Genomic DNA, 18,454 nt, shown 5'->3' on the forward strand with positions numbered 1-18,454 from the left:
AACTTTTGTTATTCTTTTATAAATGATTGATATTTTAGCAAAATGATAAAACAAGTTATTATTTATTTTTGTATCCTACTTGTAGGATTTGCAAATGCGCAGCAGATAAAATCTATACAATTAAAACCACTTCAAGAAAATAGCTTTTCTGCAATTGTACCTTTAGGAACAGTCTTAGAATTATCTTTTGATGATTTAGATGCTGATAGTAAAGACTACCAATATAAAATAGAACATATGACATCTGATTGGCAATCTAGCAGATTATCTTCGAGTCAATATATAGATGGTTTTGATCAAAATACCATTATAGATGTTACCAATTCTTTTAACACATTACAGAGTTATACACACTATGCTGTTAAAATTCCTAACAGAAACACGATAATTACTAAAAGCGGAAATTATTTGTTATCCGTTTTAAATGATGACTATGAAGTTGTATTTACAAGGCGTTTTGTTTTGTATGAAAAATCGACCATTGTTGATGTAAATGTTGAAAGAAGCAGAAATACGAAAACTTTAAACACCCAACAAACTGTTCAGTTTTCTGTAAATCATCCTAAAATTAGGATAAATAATCCAGCTCAAGAAATAAAAGTTGTGCTTTTAAAAAACAATAATTGGAATGAGAAAATAACCAATTTACAACCTACTTTTTTTAAACCCAATCAACTTTTATATACTTATACCAACAAAACCAACTTTTGGGGAGGAAATGAATATTTAAATTTTGATAATAAAATTATTAGAAACAACAGTTTAAATGTAGTTAAGGTTGAAAAAAGAGCTGTTTTTCATCATTTTTTATATCCTTTTACTTACAATACTTATAAAGAATATAAGTATAATCCTGATATTAATGGACAGTTTTTAATTAGAACCCTAGAAGCAAATGACGCCAAAACTGAAGCAGATTACGCAATGATGCACTTTTCTCTTTTAGCAGAAAAACCTTTTAAAAATAAAAAAGTATATGTTTACGGAGCTTTTAATAATTTTTCTATCAACAAAGAAAACCAAATGATTTATGATGCAGAAGATAAAATGTACAAAGCATCCATTTTATTAAAACAAGGTTTTTACAATTATACGTTTGCCACAGTAAATTCTGATGGTTTTGTGAACGCAAACGAAATTAATGGCTCTTTTTATGAAACCGAAAACGAATACACAGTAATTGTTTACTACAAACCTTTTGGTAGTTTTTATGAACGTGTTATTGGTGTTGGTACAGGTTTTTTTAATCAAAATAGATAAGAAAAAAATCATTTGCACCTTTTAGGTAAAAAAACTACATTTACTCAATATGTTTCAACAAATTACAAAAGGCATAAAAATTTCGGTAAAAACGAAATACAATGGTACAAGTTATAGAAATTATAGATTGTATTATATTTTTGCCTATGTTGTTACGATAGAAAATAAATCTTCTGAAACTGTAAAACTTACAGACCGATTTTGGAAAATTTATGACTCTCTTAATAAAACTGAAATTGTAAGTGGAGAAGGCGTTGTTGGGCAAACCCCAGTTTTAAAACCAAATGACACCTATACCTATAGTTCTGGTTGTTTTTTAGAATCTAATATGGGTGCTATGAAAGGGTTTTACACAATGATAAATCTAGAAACCTTTGAACAGTTTAAAGTAATCATACCAACTTTTCAACTAACAACACAAACGTTATCAAACTAACAAAATCTAAAAAAAACAAACTAGCCAAAGTTAAAGATTCAGAATGTTTAAATTGTGGACATCCTTTTAGTGGACAAGAAAAATTTTGCCCAGATTGTGGACAAGCCAATAAAGGCAATAAAATAACCTTTAAAAGTTTTATTCACGAAATTTTTAATGGTTTTGTTTCTTGGGACGCCAAATTTTGGACAACTATTATTCCGCTTTTAATTAAACCAGGTAAGGTTTCTAAAGATTTTGTTGAAGGAAAAAGACAACGCTATTCTAATCCGTTTCGATTTTATTTAACCGTATCTATTCTGTTTTTTTTAATTGTTGGTGTTAGCAGTAGTATTTCTAAGTTTCAAGATTTACGAAGCGGAAAAAATACTGCTAACAAAATAAAAAATACTAACTTTTCTATTAATGAAAACCGAATACAAACCAACAATAACCAAATAGATTTAGATTCTTTACAAGAACAAGTTTATGAACAAATAGAATTGGCACAAAGAAAAAAAGATTCTTTACAAGCAGAAAAAAAAGATTCATTAATCAACAAAAATAAAAACCGACTTAATTTAGGTTTTGGAGACTCTGAAGAAATGGGAAAGTATATGCTTTTTCAAAAAAAACACCCTTCTTTATCTACAGATAAAGCATTAGATAGCTTAGGAGTTGAAAAAACATTTAGAAATCGGTTTTGGTATTCTAGAGCATCGTTTATAAACAAGATGATTTCAGACAAAGAAACAAGTCAAAATTATTACAAACAAATGTTATCTTATTCTTCTGTAGCATTATTTGTTTTATTGCCTCTTTTTACGCTATTTTTAAAATTAATTTATGTGCGTAGAAAATTTACTTATGTAGAACATTTAGTCTTTGTTTTTCATGTACAAACTGTATTTTTCTTATTGTTTTCAATCTTCTACATTATAGGTTTTTTTAAAAATGCAGAATATATTATTCCACTATTTCTATTGCTTTTTCTAATCTACTTATTTATAGCTATGAAAAAGTTTTATGCACAAAAATTCTTTAAAACATTCTTTAAATTTTTATTGGCAAATTTTGTTTATTTAATTTTAGCATCTTTTGGAACCCTAGCAATATCATTTATAGCATTTGCGCTGTATTAAAAACGTTATCTTTTACAAAATCTATATATTTAATATCAACTTCTTCAGAAGTTTTTTTTATTGATGTAATACTTACCGTTTCTACAAAAGAGCGTTTCATTTTTACAGAAGTTTCTAGAGTTCCTAATTCTTCATTTTTATGAAAAGCTATTATTTCTGTTTGATAAAACTCATTTTTACCTTTCAACCAATCTGCAAACCAAACTTTTCGTATTTGTTTCATTTTATCTGTATATAAAGTTGAAGACGACCAAATTTTTGGTTCTTGTTTTAGTAGATGAAAATGTTTTTCTTTTCCGTCCCAAACCAATTCATAGGTTTTTAATTGATGATTCCAATCTACCAATACAATTGTAAACGGCTCAATATCAGTAAAATCATAATTATTGATAAATGCAACTGCATTATCAGAAATTAAAATTTGTTTTACAATAACACCTCTACTTAATCGGTAATATTGGTTACGTTGGTGTTTTGTAAATCCGCCATTTAAGAGACAAACCAATCTGTTTTTTTCGCTTACGCCAATCCAAGTTCCGCCAGCTAATTCATCTTTTGGATACGTTAACTCAACACCCTTTTCTATATATTTCTGCGGATGCAAAGTTTTTCTGAAAGGAGTTTCATCTCTATTAGAAGTCAAAATAAAATTATTTTTTCCTAACGGAAGATAAGTAACAGTACACATATATATTTTTAATTATTTAAGAAAATTTCTAATTTTTATTGAATTTGTCATAAAAAAAGTGGTAAAAATTCCACTAAATTTATTGAAACAAAAATTGTAACTTTGAACTTCAAAATTAGTCGATAAATTTTAAAAAACATACAAAATGGCAAGAGGATTTTTTAATGTTCCAAAAGCGGTAAACGAACCTGTAAAAGGCTATGCTCCTGGTTCACCAGAAAGAGAAGAATTACTAGCAATGTACAAAACCATGTTTAATAGCAATATTGATGTGCCAATGCATATTAATGGCTCAGCAATAAGAACAGGAAATACCAGAAATATTACGCCACCTCACAATCATAAACACGTGGTTGGGCAATATCACACAGCAGATAAAAGCCACGTAGATGAAGCAATTGCAACAGCTTTGGCAGCAAGAGAAGCTTGGTCTTCTGTTTCTTGGACAGAACGTGCTTCTATCTTTTTAAAAGCTGCAGAATTATTAGCAGGACCTTACAGAGCAAAAATGAATGCCGCAACAATGATTGCGCAATCTAAAAATGTACATCAGGCAGAAATTGATGCCGCTTGTGAAATGATTGATTTCTTCCGTTTTAATGTAGAATATATGACCGATATTTTTAAAGACCAACCATCTTCTGCTCCAGGAATCTGGAACCGCGTTGAGTACAGGCCTTTAGAAGGTTTTGTGTACGCAATCTCTCCATTTAATTTTACTTCTATTGCCGCAAATTTACCTGCAGCAGCAGCTTTAATGGGTAATGTTGTAGTTTGGAAACCCTCTGATCATCAAGCCTATTCTGCACAAGTAATTGTAGATTTATTTAAAGAAGCAGGTTTGCCTGATGGTGTTATAAATGTAGTTTACGGCGATCCTGTAATGATTTCTGATACAGTCTTAGCATCTCCAGATTTTTCTGGATTACACTTTACAGGTTCTACACACGTTTTTAAAGACCTTTGGAAACAAATAGGAAACAACATTCACAACTATAAAACCTACCCAAGAATTGTTGGAGAAACGGGTGGAAAAGATTTTATTTGGGCACACAATTCTGCAAATCCGTTACAAGTTGCAACCGCAATTACTAGAGGAGCGTTTGAATACCAAGGGCAAAAATGTTCTGCGGCTTCGCGTGCTTATATTCCAAAATCTATTTGGGCAGATGTTAAAAAACATTTAGTTGCACAACTATCAGAATTAAAAATGGGTTCTCCAGAAGACCCAAGTAACTTTGTAAATGCAGTAATTCATGAAGGTTCTTTCGATAAAATTGCAAGTTATATTGATGCCGCTAAAGCGGATTCGGATGCAGAAATTATTATTGGTGGTAATCACGATAAATCTGTTGGATATTTTATTGAACCCACTGTAATTTTAGCAAAATCACCAACCTATGCAACTATGACTACAGAGTTGTTTGGTCCTGTAATAACTATTTATATTTATGAAGATTCAGAATGGAAAGCTTCCTTAAAATTAGTTGACGAATCTACTGAATATGCATTAACTGGAGCAATTTTCTCAACTGACAGATATATTGTTGAAAAAGCTTCTAAAGCTTTAGAAAACGCCGCAGGAAACTTTTATATTAACGACAAACCAACTGGAGCCGTTGTTGGTCAACAACCTTTTGGTGGCGCAAGAGCATCTGGCACAAATGACAAAGCAGGTTCTGCACAAAATTTATTACGTTGGACATCTGTTAGATTGATTAAAGAAACCTTTGTAACACCACAAGATTATAAATATCCGTTTTTAGGGTAACTTTAAAATTTATTAAAAAATCAGAGGCTGTCTGAAAAGTTGAAATTTATGTCATTCTGAGCTTGTTGAAGAATCTTTATTATTGACAATCAATGCATTAGATTTCTCCATTACAGTCGAAATGACAGCGAAATTTACTTTTCAGACAGCCTCTTTTTTATCACGTTTGTGTAACTATAATAAAAGAAACGTTTTTGATTCTTGTTTAAAAAACAATCAATCTTTTGGTTGTTTGTTTGGTTCCGTTTGCAATTTTTAGCAAGTACAAACCTGTTGAAGCTTTTTCGAAAATTATTTTTTTAGAAAAATTAGTTATTGTATTTAGATATTCTTTTTGATCTATTAACCTACCTCTAACATCAAATAAATGCACTGTAACTTTATCTGTATTTACAACTTTTAGATTTAAGGTAAACTCACCTTTTGTTGGGTTTGGATATAAACTAAAACCTTCAAAAACGGCATCTTTTACAGAAGCAGCAGGATTATCAACAATAAGTGTATAGTCTTCAGTTTCTCCCCATTCAGATTGATGATCAGCATCACAAGGTCCTGTTCCATTTGGAGCATCACTTGCAAAATACTCTGCTATAACTCTTAAACCTGTACTACCAAATTTTGCATCATTTGGCACAGTAATATTAAAAGTTAAGACTCCTTCTTCTGTAGTTCCGTTACCAATATTACTATCTATTAATTTTCCTAAATCATACCTTTCGTTAGTGGTATTAAAAACTAAATCTTGATTCCAATCAATAAAAACATAGCAATGATCTCTATAATCTCCTGTGTTTATTTTAACACTAATTTCATAGCTTTCTCCTCTTTTTACACTAGTACTTATAGAAGAAAAATCTTGATAACCATCTACAGTATCGTTTCCAGAATTATTATTAATTGTATTAAAAGTAACATTTGTTATATGTTCTGAGCCATCTGCTTCATCTGTAAATGTTGATTTACAATAGGGTGATGCCGTTTTGAAACTAAAAGCATTCGAAAAAGTTCCTTCTCCACAAGAATTTTTAGGTTTTACCCTCCAATAATAAGTAGTATTCCCTTTTAAGGAGTTTATTTTATAAGAATTTTTGGCTATAATACTATTTGCTACAATATTTGTAAACCCACTATCTGTAGCAATTTGAAGAATATAAGAAGAAACATTAGCATCTGAATTCCATTGTAAATTTTCTTTTAAGCCAAAACCTGTAGCACCATTTGTTGGTTTTGTTAAAACAACCGAACTAAAACTATTAGAAGTAATATTTAAATTTACATTAATATTTTGATTCACAGTTGTAGAATTTGCTTTTACATTAATTGTAAAAGCTTGTGGTGTTTTTCCGTTTAAATTAGAAACTTTCATTGTAACATTGCCATCAACATTTATTGTTGTTGGACTAAAAGTTACAACAGCTCCGTTTAAACCAGAAGGTAGCGTTGCCGACAAAGTTGCTGTTTCTGAAAAACCATTTACAAAATCGAAATTTAAACTATAGGTTGCTTCTTGATTTCCTGAATTACAAACAAATTGCGTTCCGCTTGTATTACTCATAACAAATGTTGGCACTGTAGATTTAATTTCAAAGTTGGTAGAGTTTACATTATAAAAAATGTTGTCTGCAGCTTCTACCATAATTCTTGCTTTTGTAGTTGCATAATTAGGAATTATAATAGTTTCTGAACCATCATTTGGAGTATTCATTTTTAAAGTGATAGGAAAAGTAAGTCCTCCATCTGTAGATAATTTAATATTTACATTACTACAATTAATAGGCGTACTATCTGTTTTTCCTTTATTCCAAGTAATGGTTTGATTTGAACCGATATTCCATGTTACATTAGAATTTGGAGCTAAAACTGTAAACGGATCAGCATCAATTACGGTTACTCTCATATCATCTCTATGAGTGGCCCCTCCTCCAATATGATTATCTCTAACTAAAAAAGAGAAATCCATATTCCTGGCTACTGATGGTAATACTTCCCAAGTAGAAGATGTGTTCCCTGCAATTACTGTAGACAATTCTGGCATATATCTTACAGGTACAGATTTTGAAGGTAAAGACCTAAACATTGGCCCTACAGTATTTGTAGAAACTGGTGCTCCTAAAACAATTTCTGGGTCAATTTGTTCCCAATTATAGGTTAATGTTGATAAACCATCAACATCTGTTGCAGCACCTTTTAACATAAAAGGAGTTGTTTTAGGAATGCTATAATCTAAGCCCGCATTTGCAACAGGTGCCGTATTATTTGTATCTGATAAAGTAGCACAAGTTGTTGTAGCAATATAATTTAACATCTGTGTAACACTAATTGCGTGAAAATAATCATCACTACTATTTTGAACATTTGGCGAACAAATACCTGCATATCCCATAATTGTAGACCCACTTCCTGGCTCTACAGCAGTAGCGTTTGTTCTGTTATCATTACAAGAATTATTAAATGTATGATTTGCTCCGAATTGATGCCCCATTTCATGTACAACAAAATCAATATCATAAGCATCTCCTACAGGAGAAGCTCTACCTGTAACACCTTTTGCTTTACTTCCATTCTTACAAACTGACTGAAAAACTGCAACTCCAGAATTATCTCCTGTACTAAACACATGGCCAATATCGTAATTTGAACTTCCAATTTTTGTATCAATAACATTTTGTATTTCGCCTAATAAAACGCCAGCATCATTATTTGTTAAGTTATCTGAGTTAGCGTCTAAAAAAATTACTTTATCATTATTAGCAACAATAACCATTTTTATAGCAAGATCTTTTTCAAATATTTGATTAACTCTTGTAATTGATGTATTCATTGCAGATAAAATTGCTGCTTTTTTTGTTGCTATAGAAGCAGAAGCAGAAATATTTTGTCTTGTTAAATGAAACTGAGCATACTCGCCTGTACAAGCTAAAGCCAAACGAAAAGTTCTTAATTTTTCTGTATTATTACTTTTGTTAAACGCAGTTGTAATGCTAGAATTATTATCAACTAAACATTCAAATTCTTTATCATTAGAATATAAGCCATCTCTTTTGTATAAAATATATCCTTTTTTATCTTTTGTATAAGGGTCTATATATAATGATTTTTTTCCTTTCGTAAACAAAACTGCGTGAAAACCATCTGTACCCATACTTATTTTTGCTGTTGATAAAGGATTTTTTACACCAACTGCAGTATACGATTTTATCATAGGATATTTCTTAGCCAAAGCTTTATCTAAATTAGAAACTTCCGTTAGTTTGTATTTAGAAAAACCACCTTTGCTGTTTGGTAAATCTATAATAAGTTCTTCCGATTTTTTATGATTAAAAACCAGTCCTTTCAATTTATGAGTGTTTAGTGTTACTAATTTATAATCTGATGGAATGGTTTTCTGTTTTAGAATTTCTTTCTTCTGAAATTGAGTATCTAATTTATTTGCTTTTGCCCAAAGTTTTTGAGCATACAAGGTACTAGAACTTAAAAAAAGTAGTGTAAAAACAAAAAGAAGAGGCAATCTAATTTTCATATATATTTCTTTAAAAAAGAGTTATTTTTGTATCCTTCAAAGATAATGAAATATTTATCTTTGTACAGTAAATTATGAATAGAAGCATACTGTTAAAAGACTTATCAACAAAAGATTACAAAGATACTTGGGATTATCAAACTAAATTACTACAAGAAATTGTAGACATTAAAATTGATAATCGTAGAAATAACAACAAAAAAGATACCAAAAATCATTTTTTATTTGTTGAACATCCGCATGTATATACTTTAGGAAAAAGTGGCGATTTAAGTAATTTGTTATTAAATGAAAAGCAACTTGAAGAAAAAGGAGCAACTTTTTACAAAATAAATCGTGGTGGAGATATTACCTATCATGGACCGGGTCAAATTGTGGGTTATCCAATTTTAGATTTAGAAAATTTCTTTACAGATATTCATAAATATCTACGTTTATTAGAAGAAACTATTATTTTAACCATTGCAGAATATGGTTTAAAAGGAGTAAGAAGTGATGGTGAAACTGGAGTTTGGCTAGATGCTGAAACTCCTTTTGCGCGTAAAATTTGTGCAATGGGAATTCGATCTTCACGCTGGGTTACAATGCACGGTTTTGCCTTGAACGCTAATGTAGATTTGGGTTATTTTGATAATATTATTCCGTGTGGAATTCGTGGAAAAGCAGTAACTTCTTTAGCGTCTGAATTGGGTAGAAAAGTAGATTTGGAAGAAGTAAAAAGTAAAATTTTAAAGCATTTTAAAAACCTTTTTGAGGTTGATGCGTTTTTTGTTTGAAGTTTGAAGTTTGAATAAGCTACTCAAATTTTTTACCACTAACACCTAACAAAATTACTTCTCTTCGTTAAAATAGACTTTGTAAAACTTCATTTTCTTTTCTTCATCATAACCTCGTTCTAAATATTCTGAAGCGGCTTCTGGTGCATCTACATCTAATTTAATATTGATGTTTGTATCTAGTTTTATCTCTGTTTTTAGCTTACTTTTTTCTTTCTTTAAAACAACCCCAGAAACATCAAAATTATTTCTGATTAATACATCGTTTAAAGTTTCGTAATGTTTTTTATAATCGTCAAATAATTCTTTATGTTTGTCTTCTTCAAAGATTTCGTCTTTAAAATTATGATAATCTACAGCTTCGTGTTCTTTAAAATAATCTACTGTATTGGCTAAAAAATTACCCTGTTGTTGCATACCGAATTCTGGTTTAATAACTTCTTCGGAAAATTCTTTACACAATTCTAAATAGTTTTGTGTGTGCGAATTATAATCGTCTGCCAATTTTACGGATAAGAAATTTTTAATCCAATATTGCGCATCGTAATTGTTATTATCTACAGAAAAAACAACGGTACCTTCTGTGTCTGAAGTATTTAAAATTAAACAACCTTTGTCTATTTTTCTGGTTGATATTCCTTTTTGAACCACCACATCCCAACTTTCGTTATCATCTAAATAGGTTTGAAAAAAATCGACTTTATTTTCAATTTTAAAAACCCCAATAGCTTCTGTTAATACATCTTTATATTCTAAGCCTTCAATAAAAACCACAATAACATCACCTGTTTTTATTTGCGCAGAGTTAGATTGTTCGTACAAATGATTGACAATGTTTTTTGAGTATTCTACAAAACTACTTTCTTCTTTAAAAACTTCTGATGCATAATTATTTAACTCGTTTAAACTAACATCTGCGTGATGCGTAAAACGATAACTTTGCGTTAAACTACCAAAAGGTTTTAGTAAAAAACTTTTCATTAAATCGTAACTTTCTTGATCGAAACGAATTAACTCTTCAGAAAACACATTGTGTCCGCTATTAAATTTATTGGCTACTTTGTGTAAAATACATTTGGTAATTTCTGCTCTAGTTTTTTTAATCATCTTCTAAAAATTAAGAGCGTAAAAATAGAAAAAGTTTATAGATGATATTTATTTTTTGCCCCGAATTCACGAATTTTTATTTGAATAAGAAATATGCTAGAATTATTGTAATTGTTGGCAGAAAAGTTTAGCCCAGATTGAACGGTTTGTTTGAGCTCGTTGAGGAACGAAACAGCGAGTAGTGAAAGCTGGAAATAGCTTCTAAAAAAAATCTGATGAGGTGCTTAAACTAGTTCAGAATTATAGTGCCAACTTTAATTGTTCTGGCAATAATTTAAAAGATTTTCTGTGGTATTTTGTGGCACCAAATTCTCTAATAGCATTTCTGTGTTCTTTGGTTGGGTAACCTTTATTTTTCTGCCAATTATACATAGGAAATTCTTGATGAATGTTTACCATATATTCATCTCTGTAAGTTTTTGCCAACACAGAAGCTGCTGCAATACTCATATATTTTGCATCGCCTTTTACAATGGTTTTATGCGGAATTTCTTTGTAGTTTTTAAATTTATTTCCATCAACAATTATAAATTCTGGAGTAATTTTTAGCATTTCTATAGCACGATGCATTCCTGTTATAGAAGCCTGTAAAACGTTTATTTTATCAACCTCTTCTTGCCAAACAAAAGACACTCCAAATGCAAGTGCATTTTCTTCTATAAAAGGGCGTAATTGTTCTCTCTTTTTTTCTGATAATTGTTTAGAATCGTTTAAAAAAGGATGTGTAAAATCTTTTGGCAAAATTACAGCAGCAGCCACAACCGGGCCAGACAAACAGCCTCTGCCTGCTTCATCTGTTCCTGCTTCTAAAGAAAAACCACTGTAATTTAATTTAAGCATCGTACAAAGAAAAGAAAACTTTTTCTTTTAAATTCTTGTTTTAACAGGAATGACAATTTATTGTTTACTTCAAATGAATTTGAAGAACATCTTATAATTAACAATTTTCAGTATAATTATTAACAACTATTTTCGTTTTATTATTTTACATTTGCTTTGTAGAAATTCACTATGAATAAACAACAATTTTTCTTTATAACCCTACTTTTTATTTGCTTAAGCAACTTGTATTCTCAGAGAATAAGAGAGCAAATTGACGGAAATTCTTTTGGAAATTCTAGGAACGACACTTTAAATAACTTAGGGCAAGTAAAAGTAAAATTATCTGGTAAAACAAAATATACAGATTATAAAGTTTTTTCTCATAAAAGAGATACAACATACATAGACACCACTTTAACACTAAAAAAAGAGTATCTTTTTAATTACTTAAGAAAAGATAATTTTGAGCTATTACCATTTCATAATCAAGGACAAACTTTTAATAATTTAGGATATAGTTTTCATAATGTTGGCTTATTGCCAGATATTGGTTTTAGGGCAAAACAATTTAGTTATTTAGAGGTTGATGAAATAAAATATTATGAAGTACCCACCACAACTTCAGAAATTTTATACAGAACTGGTTTACAACAAGGGCAAGTTTTAGATGCGCTATTTACCTTAAATTTTTCAAAAAGATTTAATGTTTCTTTTTCTTATAAAGGTTTGCGTTCTTTAGGTGCTTACAGAAGATCTTTAGCTAGTAACGGAAATTTTAGAGGAACTTTTACTTACAGAACCAAAGAGAATCAATATGAAATTCGCGGGCATTTAACTACGCAAGATTTTTTTAATGAAGAAAGTGGTGGATTGCCACAAAGTGAAATAGAAAAGTTTCAGAATGATGACCCAAATACCGCAACAAGAGCAAGATTAGATGTTAATTTAGTAGATGCAGAAAATCAATTTGATAGTAATAGACTTTATTTAGAACATAGCTACAAACTTTTGGCCAGTAAAGATAGCATCAACAATAAAGATTTTTCTAATTTAAAAATTGGTCACGTTCTTACTTACGAAAACAAATCTTATAGTTTTACACAACCAAATTCATCAAAAATTTTTGGTGCTGTAAATTCTGCTAAAGCATCAAATAATGAGGCTAAAAGCAAAATTACCAATAACGAATTAAACCTAGAATTTAACTCTAAATATGTATTAGGTAAATTTAAAGCAAAGTTAAATTTAACCAGCTATTCTTATGGATATGATACTATTTTAAATAGTAAAAGCACCATTAATAAAACCAAATTAAAAGGAAATGCAATTGCTGTTGGCGCAGATTGGAATGCAAAAATTAAGAACTTTAAATTAAATGCAACTGGTAATCTTACCCCAGGAAATAGCAGACTTTCTGGAAGCTTTTTAAAAGGTGAAGCTATCTATAAAAAAGACAGCCTTTTTAGTGTAAAAGGAAGTTTATTAATCAGTTCTAAATCTGCAAATTTTAACACACTTTTACATCAAAGTAAGTTTGATAATTATAATTGGCAAAACAATTTTAGCAACGTAAATACAAGAGATTTAGGTTTTACTTTAGATTCTAAATGGCTAAATGGTTCTCTAAATTTTACAAATATTGACAACTATACTTATTTTGATGAAAACAGCAAACCACAACAATTTGCAAATCAGATTACTTATTTAAAAGTAAAAGTGAATAAAAAGTTTACATATGGCAAATTTGCTTTAGACAATACACTAATGTATCAAAATGTAAGTAGTGGAAGTTCTGTTTTTAGAGTTCCAGAATTTGTGACTAGAAACACTTTTTACTATACAGATTATTGGTTTAAAGGAAAACCAATGTTGGTAAATATGGGTGCAACTTTTAAATATTTTACCAAATACAAAGCAAATGCTTACAATCCGTTATTAGCAGAATTTACCTTACAAAACTCACAAGAAATTGGCTACCCAACTATAGATGTATTTTTTAATGCGCAAGTTAGAAGAACGCGTTTGTATTTTAAAATTGATAATTTGAGCTCTAAGTTTTTAAAGAAAAATTATTTTTCTGCACCTGGTTATCCTTACAGAGATTTTACCATTCGTTTTGGCTTGGTCTGGAATTGGTTTATTTAAGCCCTTCCTAAATCCTTCCCAAAGGGAAAGACTTTTAAAAAATTATGAAAAAAACAATAAAAAATAATTGGAAACTTTTTTTATTAGCAAGCTTAACTTTAGGATTGGCACCTTTTAATCCACCACATATTATTGGTAAATTGAATTGGATTTTAGGCGGAAATGCTTTTGCTACAGAAAACGGAATGCAAGCTCAAGATTGGTTTGATGTGTTTTTACACGGAAGTCCTTGGATTCTTTTGTTAATTTCTATTGCTTTACATATTAACAAAAAGTAAAATTATTAGATTTTTCGACTTCACTTTGTTTCGCTCAAAATGACAACTGAATGTCATTTCGATTTTATGGAGAAATCTCACTTTTAGTTCCAATTAAAAATGTAATTATAGCTAAAACATCTATAATTTTTTCTGCATTACTGGTAAAAAACGACCAGCAATAGTACTTTCTTTTTTATCAATTTCATAAAATCCTTGTGAAGCATAAAAAGGAACTGCGTTTGGGTCTGCTAATAAAGTCATAAATGTTACTTTTTTATGTATCGCTTTTTTAACTGAATGATGTAACAATTTTTTTCCAATTCCTTTTCCAATAAAACTAGGCAAAACAAACAACATTTCTAGTTCTATTGAATTTCCTTTTGGCAGATTTAAAATATAAAATCCAGCAATGGTTTTATCAACCAAAAAATTAAAAACTGAACCCTCAGCAATCATTTTAGAAGTAATGGTTAAATCATTTCTCCAACTTTCTATTTGCGCATCAGTATAACCCCAAAATGCTTTGGACTTTAATGCAATATCTGTAAGTTTTTTTGCATCAGAAATATCTGAAGAAACAATCATTTTTATTTAATTGCTATTTCTTTAATTTTTATTCTAAAAGCTGCAAAAAGTAAAGTCATAAAAGGGCTTAACCAATTAAAAATTGCATAAATAGCGTAATCGAAAACAGAAACTCCTAACACTCCAGAATGATAAGCTCCACAGGTATTCCAAGGAATTAAAACCGATGTTACAGTACCTGAATCTTCTAAAGTTCTACTTAAATTTTGTGGAGCCAAACCTTTATCGGCATAAGCTTTTGCGTACATTTTTCCGGGAACAACTATGGCTAAATATTGGTCTGATGCTGTAAAATTTAATCCAATACAAGTAAAAACGGTACTTGCAAATAATCCAAAAATAGAATCAAACAAGTTTAACATAAAACTACTTATTCTTGCTAATGCGCCTATTGCATCCATAATTCCACCAAAAACCATTGCACATAAAATCAACCAAATTGTACCCAACATTTTTGCCATTCCACCCGCAGTAAATAAATCTACTAAAGCCGCGTTTTCTGTTGCCACAGAAGTTTTAACGGTAATGGCTTGCATAATTCCTTTGTATGCAGAAATTGTATTTAATTCTTTAGACCCGGTTATTTGCGCAACAACATCAGGTTGAAAAATTAAAGCAAAAACTCCTCCTAAAATGGTACCTGCCAACAAAGCAACTAATGGCGGGGTTTTCTTCACAATTAAAAAGATGACAACAATTGGCACTAAAAACAACCAAGGTGTAATATGAAAAGCTTTATTGATATCTGCAAGTAAAACAGAGGTATCTGCTTCTCCTGTAGTATTTTGCGTAAAACCAATAATAACAAATATAATAAGTGTAACCACAATTGTTGGCACGGTTGTGTATGCCATATATTTTATATGCGTAAACAAATCTGTACCTGCCATTGCAGGAGCTAAATTTGTTGTATCTGACATTGGGGACATTTTATCTCCAAAATAGGCACCAGATAAAACGGCACCTGCTGTCATTCCTAAAGAGATTCCTAGCGCTTCTCCAATACCAATTAAGGCAATACCAACTGTTGCTGAGGTTGTCCAAGAACTACCAGTAGCAATAGAAATTACAGCACAAATAATTAAACATGCTGCCAAAAATATTGTCGGATTTAAAACTTGCAAGCCATAATAAATCATTGCAGGAATAATTCCACTTATCAACCAAGTACCCGCTAAAGCACCTACCATCAATAAAATTAAAATAGCGCCAGCCGTAGATTTTATATTCTCTGCAACCTCTTCTATCATTCTTTTATAAGAAACCTTATTTCTAAAACCTACAAAAGCAGCAACTGCTCCTCCCAATAACAAAACAAATTGATTACTACCACTTAAGGCTTCGTCTCCGAAAACAAAAACATTGTAAGCTAACATTGCCACTAATGCTAAAACAGGAAACATTGCTTCCCAAATACTCAACTCTTTGTTTTCAATAATTTTTTGATTTTTTATTTTAATTTTTGATAGGTTTTTATTGTCTTGCATTCTAAGTTTTTTGGTATTGTAATGTTACGATTTTAGACCAAGTTATGCAAATTGAATCTGTTGACTTACATTTGCGCTTATGGATTCTTTAACTCAAATTGTTTTAGGTGCTGCTTGCGGAGAAGCAGTCTTAGGAAAAAAGATTGGAAATAAAGCACTTTTATTTGGAGCAATTGGTGGTACAATTCCAGATTTAGATGTATTTGTTGGTAGGTTTTTATACAATAATGAAATACAAGCAATGGCTTTTCATAGAGGGTTTATGCACTCTATTTTATTTGCCATTTTAAGTGCTTTTCTCTTTGGATGGATTACATACAAACTCTATAATTTTGGAAGAAGAAAGAATACAACCCTTCTTAAAGATTGGATTTGGCTCTTCTTCTGGTCTATTTTTACACATCCTATTTTAGATGCTTTTACGCCTTATGGAACGCAATTATTTGCTCCCTTTTCTGAGTACAGAGTAGCCTTTAACAATATCTCTGTTGTAGATCCTTTATATACTGTTCCGTTTTTATTGTGCCTAATTATTATGATGTTTTACAACCGAAAAAAAACAAGAAGAACTTGGTGGTTAAAAGCAGGTTTATATATAAGTGCTGCTTATATGGTTTTTACCATATTTAATAAATTTTATATAGATTCTGTTTTTAAAAAATCTTTTAAAAAAGCTAGAATTGTTTACAACAGATTTTCTGCACAACCTACCATTTTAAACAATATTTTATGGTATGCTGTTGCCGAAACAGAAGATAAATATCATTTAGCTTTTTATTCTTTGTTTGACAAAAAATCAATTTCTGATAAAATAATAACTGTTGATAAAAATCACGATTTAATTGATATGAATGATGAAAATTTACAGACACTTGCTTGGTTTAGCAACAACTATTTTAATCTTTCTAAAAAGGAAAAAGTGGGTACTTATCAATACACAGATTTGCGTTACCCTATGTTAAATCCTGATGATGCAAATACCGCTGTTTTTAACTTTACTATTTTCTTTAAAAATGATAAATGGGATATTCTACCTTTTGATGGAAACCCACCCAATAAAAAAGATTTTAGCAAATTTATTGAACGTTTAAAAGGAATATAATAGTGGTTAGTGGTTAGTGGTTAGTGGTTAGCAAAAATAAAAACTTTTTATAAATTCCAACTTCCCTCTCCAAACTTCAAACTCCAAGCTTCAAACTTCAAACTATTTAATCCTACAAAACCCCAACTTTTTTCATACAAGATTTCATCATTTGGTAAGTGCGTTCAATATCATTATCTAAACCAATAGAAAAACGAATTAATCCGTCAGAAAGCCCCATTTGTTTTTGTTCATCTTCTGGTATTTCTGATGATGTAGAACTTCCTGGAGCAGAAAACAATGTTTTGTAAAAGCCTAAACTTACTGCTAAATAACCTAAATTTTTGTGTTGCATTAGTTCCATTAATTCATTAGCTTTTTCTAAAGAACCTACATCAATAGTTAACATTCCACCAAAACCATATTCAGCATTCATCATCGATTTAAAAAGCTTGTGAGAAGGATGAGATGCTAAACCTGGATAAACAGTTTTTAATCCATCCGCTTGAAATTTATCAGCTAAAAAAGCAGCGTTAAAACTGTGTTGTTTCATTCTAATATGCAAAGTTCTCATATTTTTTAAAACGGATGCCGCTCTTAAACTATCCATTGTAGCACCTAACAACATACTTGCGCCATCATTTACATTTCGTAAATCATTTATAAATTCTTGCGTACCGCAAACTACGCCACCAACTGTATCTGAAGAACCGTTGATAAACTTTGTTAAACTATGACAAACCACATCTGCGCCTAACTTTGCTGGCGAAATTGACAATGGAGAAAATGTATTATCTACCACTAATTTTAAATTGTATTTTTTTGCTAAAGCTGATAAACCTGCAATATCTGCAACTTCTAACAAAGGATTGCTTACAGATTCGCAATACAAAACTTTGGTGTTTTTTGTAATTGCAGCTTCTACCACATCTAATTTTGTAATGTTAACAAAAGTGGTTGTAATATTTAATCTTGGCGTAAAGTTTTTTAAGAAAGCATACGTTCCTCCGTAAATAGTTCTACTAGAAACTATATGATCTCCTGCACCACATAATTGTAATAATACAGGTGTAATTGCTCCCATACCAGATGCTGCAACATTGGCTGTTTCTGTACCTTCCATTGCCGCTAAAGCTTCACCTAAATATAAATTTGATGGTGATGAGTGACGCGAATATAAGTAACAACCGTCTGCATTTCCTTCAAAAGTATCAAACATTGTTTTTGCTGAAAGAAATGTATATGTTGATGAGTCTGAAATTGATGGATTTACGCCACCAAATTCACCAAAATATTGTAAATCTTGAATATTATCTGCTGGATTGAATTTCATAATAGTAGTTTTAGATTTGTACAAATTGACAACAATTTAGAATTATAGTCAACAATAAATGC

General features: G+C 30.4%; 15 protein-coding genes and 1 pseudogene. 9 read left to right on the top strand and 7 right to left on the bottom strand.

Annotated elements, in window-relative coordinates; translation table 11 throughout:
- Nucleotides 1-42 precede the first annotated feature (42 nt).
- The 4 genes and pseudogenes from ACY2RX_RS03765 to ACY2RX_RS03780 all read left to right on the top strand — a co-directional run bounded on the left by ACY2RX_RS03765 (nt 43) and on the right by ACY2RX_RS03780 (nt 2,817).
- The gene (locus ACY2RX_RS03765) at nt 43-1,260 is read left to right on the top strand and encodes a type IX secretion system plug protein (RefSeq protein ID WP_490102629.1); all 1,218 of its coding nucleotides are present in this window, start codon (nt 43-45) and stop codon (nt 1,258-1,260) included.
- A 49-nt stretch (nt 1,261-1,309) separates the two neighbouring features.
- A complete protein-coding gene (gene apaG, locus ACY2RX_RS03770; RefSeq protein WP_490102630.1) occupies nt 1,310-1,696 on the top strand; it encodes a Co2+/Mg2+ efflux protein ApaG in 387 nt (128 codons plus the stop codon).
- Between the two features lie 149 nt (nt 1,697-1,845).
- Nucleotides 1,846-1,992 (top strand): annotated as a pseudogene (locus tag ACY2RX_RS03775) (DUF3667 domain-containing protein); the annotation flags it as partial.
- A 186-nt stretch (nt 1,993-2,178) separates the two neighbouring features.
- Nucleotides 2,179-2,817 (top strand): hypothetical protein, encoded by a 639-nt coding sequence (locus ACY2RX_RS03780; RefSeq protein WP_490102631.1) that lies wholly within the window; start codon nt 2,179-2,181, stop codon nt 2,815-2,817.
- Here the strand turns inward: ACY2RX_RS03780 and ACY2RX_RS03785 are convergent.
- Nucleotides 2,795-3,505, bottom strand: a complete 711-nt coding sequence (locus ACY2RX_RS03785; RefSeq protein WP_490102632.1) for an NRDE family protein — start codon at nt 3,503-3,505, stop codon at nt 2,795-2,797. The genes ACY2RX_RS03780 and ACY2RX_RS03785 overlap by 23 nt on opposite strands.
- A 145-nt stretch (nt 3,506-3,650) precedes the next feature.
- Between ACY2RX_RS03785 and pruA the strand changes: the two genes are divergently transcribed.
- Nucleotides 3,651-5,276 carry an L-glutamate gamma-semialdehyde dehydrogenase gene (gene pruA / locus ACY2RX_RS03790; protein WP_490102633.1) on the top strand — a complete coding sequence of 542 codons (1,626 nt, stop codon included), beginning with the start codon at nt 3,651-3,653 and terminating at the stop codon, nt 5,274-5,276.
- Between the two features lie 205 nt (nt 5,277-5,481).
- Here the strand turns inward: pruA and ACY2RX_RS03795 are convergent, their stop codons facing one another.
- Complete coding sequence (locus ACY2RX_RS03795; RefSeq protein ID WP_490102634.1) at nt 5,482-8,796, bottom strand: reprolysin-like metallopeptidase; 3,315 nt, start codon at nt 8,794-8,796, stop codon at nt 5,482-5,484.
- A gap of 74 nt (nt 8,797-8,870) precedes the next feature.
- Between ACY2RX_RS03795 and lipB the strand changes: the two genes are divergently transcribed.
- On the top strand, nt 8,871-9,572 hold the full coding sequence (gene lipB / locus ACY2RX_RS03800) for a lipoyl(octanoyl) transferase LipB (protein WP_490102635.1): 702 nt from the start codon (nt 8,871-8,873) through the stop codon (nt 9,570-9,572).
- Nucleotides 9,573-9,626: 54 nt separating this feature from the next.
- Here lipB and ACY2RX_RS03805 read toward each other — a convergent pair whose 3' ends face one another.
- Nucleotides 9,627-10,679, bottom strand: coding sequence for a nucleoid-associated protein (locus tag ACY2RX_RS03805; protein ID WP_490102636.1), 1,053 nt, complete (start codon nt 10,677-10,679; stop codon nt 9,627-9,629).
- Nucleotides 10,680-10,919: 240 nt separating this feature from the next.
- Nucleotides 10,920-11,519: a ribonuclease HII gene (gene rnhB, locus ACY2RX_RS03810; RefSeq protein ID WP_490102637.1), complete on the bottom strand. Its 600-nt coding sequence runs from the start codon at nt 11,517-11,519 to the stop codon at nt 10,920-10,922.
- A gap of 171 nt (nt 11,520-11,690) precedes the next feature.
- Here rnhB and ACY2RX_RS03815 point away from each other — a divergent pair, with 171 nt between their 5' ends.
- Nucleotides 11,691-13,646 carry a putative porin gene (locus ACY2RX_RS03815; protein WP_490102638.1) on the top strand — a complete coding sequence of 652 codons (1,956 nt, stop codon included), beginning with the start codon at nt 11,691-11,693 and terminating at the stop codon, nt 13,644-13,646.
- Nucleotides 13,647-13,690: 44 nt separating this feature from the next.
- On the top strand, nt 13,691-13,924 hold the full coding sequence (locus ACY2RX_RS03820) for a hypothetical protein (RefSeq protein WP_490102639.1): 234 nt from the start codon (nt 13,691-13,693) through the stop codon (nt 13,922-13,924).
- A gap of 120 nt (nt 13,925-14,044) precedes the next feature.
- Here the strand turns inward: ACY2RX_RS03820 and ACY2RX_RS03825 are convergent, their stop codons facing one another.
- Nucleotides 14,045-14,491 (bottom strand): GNAT family N-acetyltransferase, encoded by a 447-nt coding sequence (locus tag ACY2RX_RS03825; protein WP_490102640.1) that lies wholly within the window; start codon nt 14,489-14,491, stop codon nt 14,045-14,047.
- Nucleotides 14,492-14,493: 2 nt separating this feature from the next.
- The gene (gene nhaC / locus ACY2RX_RS03830) at nt 14,494-15,978 is read right to left on the bottom strand and encodes a Na+/H+ antiporter NhaC (protein ID WP_490102641.1); all 1,485 of its coding nucleotides are present in this window, start codon (nt 15,976-15,978) and stop codon (nt 14,494-14,496) included.
- A gap of 79 nt (nt 15,979-16,057) precedes the next feature.
- Between nhaC and ACY2RX_RS03835 the strand changes: the two genes are divergently transcribed.
- Nucleotides 16,058-17,080, top strand: coding sequence for a metal-dependent hydrolase (locus tag ACY2RX_RS03835; RefSeq protein WP_490102642.1), 1,023 nt, complete (start codon nt 16,058-16,060; stop codon nt 17,078-17,080).
- Nucleotides 17,081-17,192: 112 nt separating this feature from the next.
- On the opposite strand, the gene ACY2RX_RS03840 is transcribed toward ACY2RX_RS03835, so the two are convergent.
- Nucleotides 17,193-18,392 (bottom strand): aminotransferase class I/II-fold pyridoxal phosphate-dependent enzyme, encoded by a 1,200-nt coding sequence (locus ACY2RX_RS03840; protein ID WP_490102643.1) that lies wholly within the window; start codon nt 18,390-18,392, stop codon nt 17,193-17,195.
- Nucleotides 18,393-18,454: the final 62 nt, after the last annotated feature.

Source organism: Polaribacter sp. 2405UD43-2 (assembly GCF_058147125.1).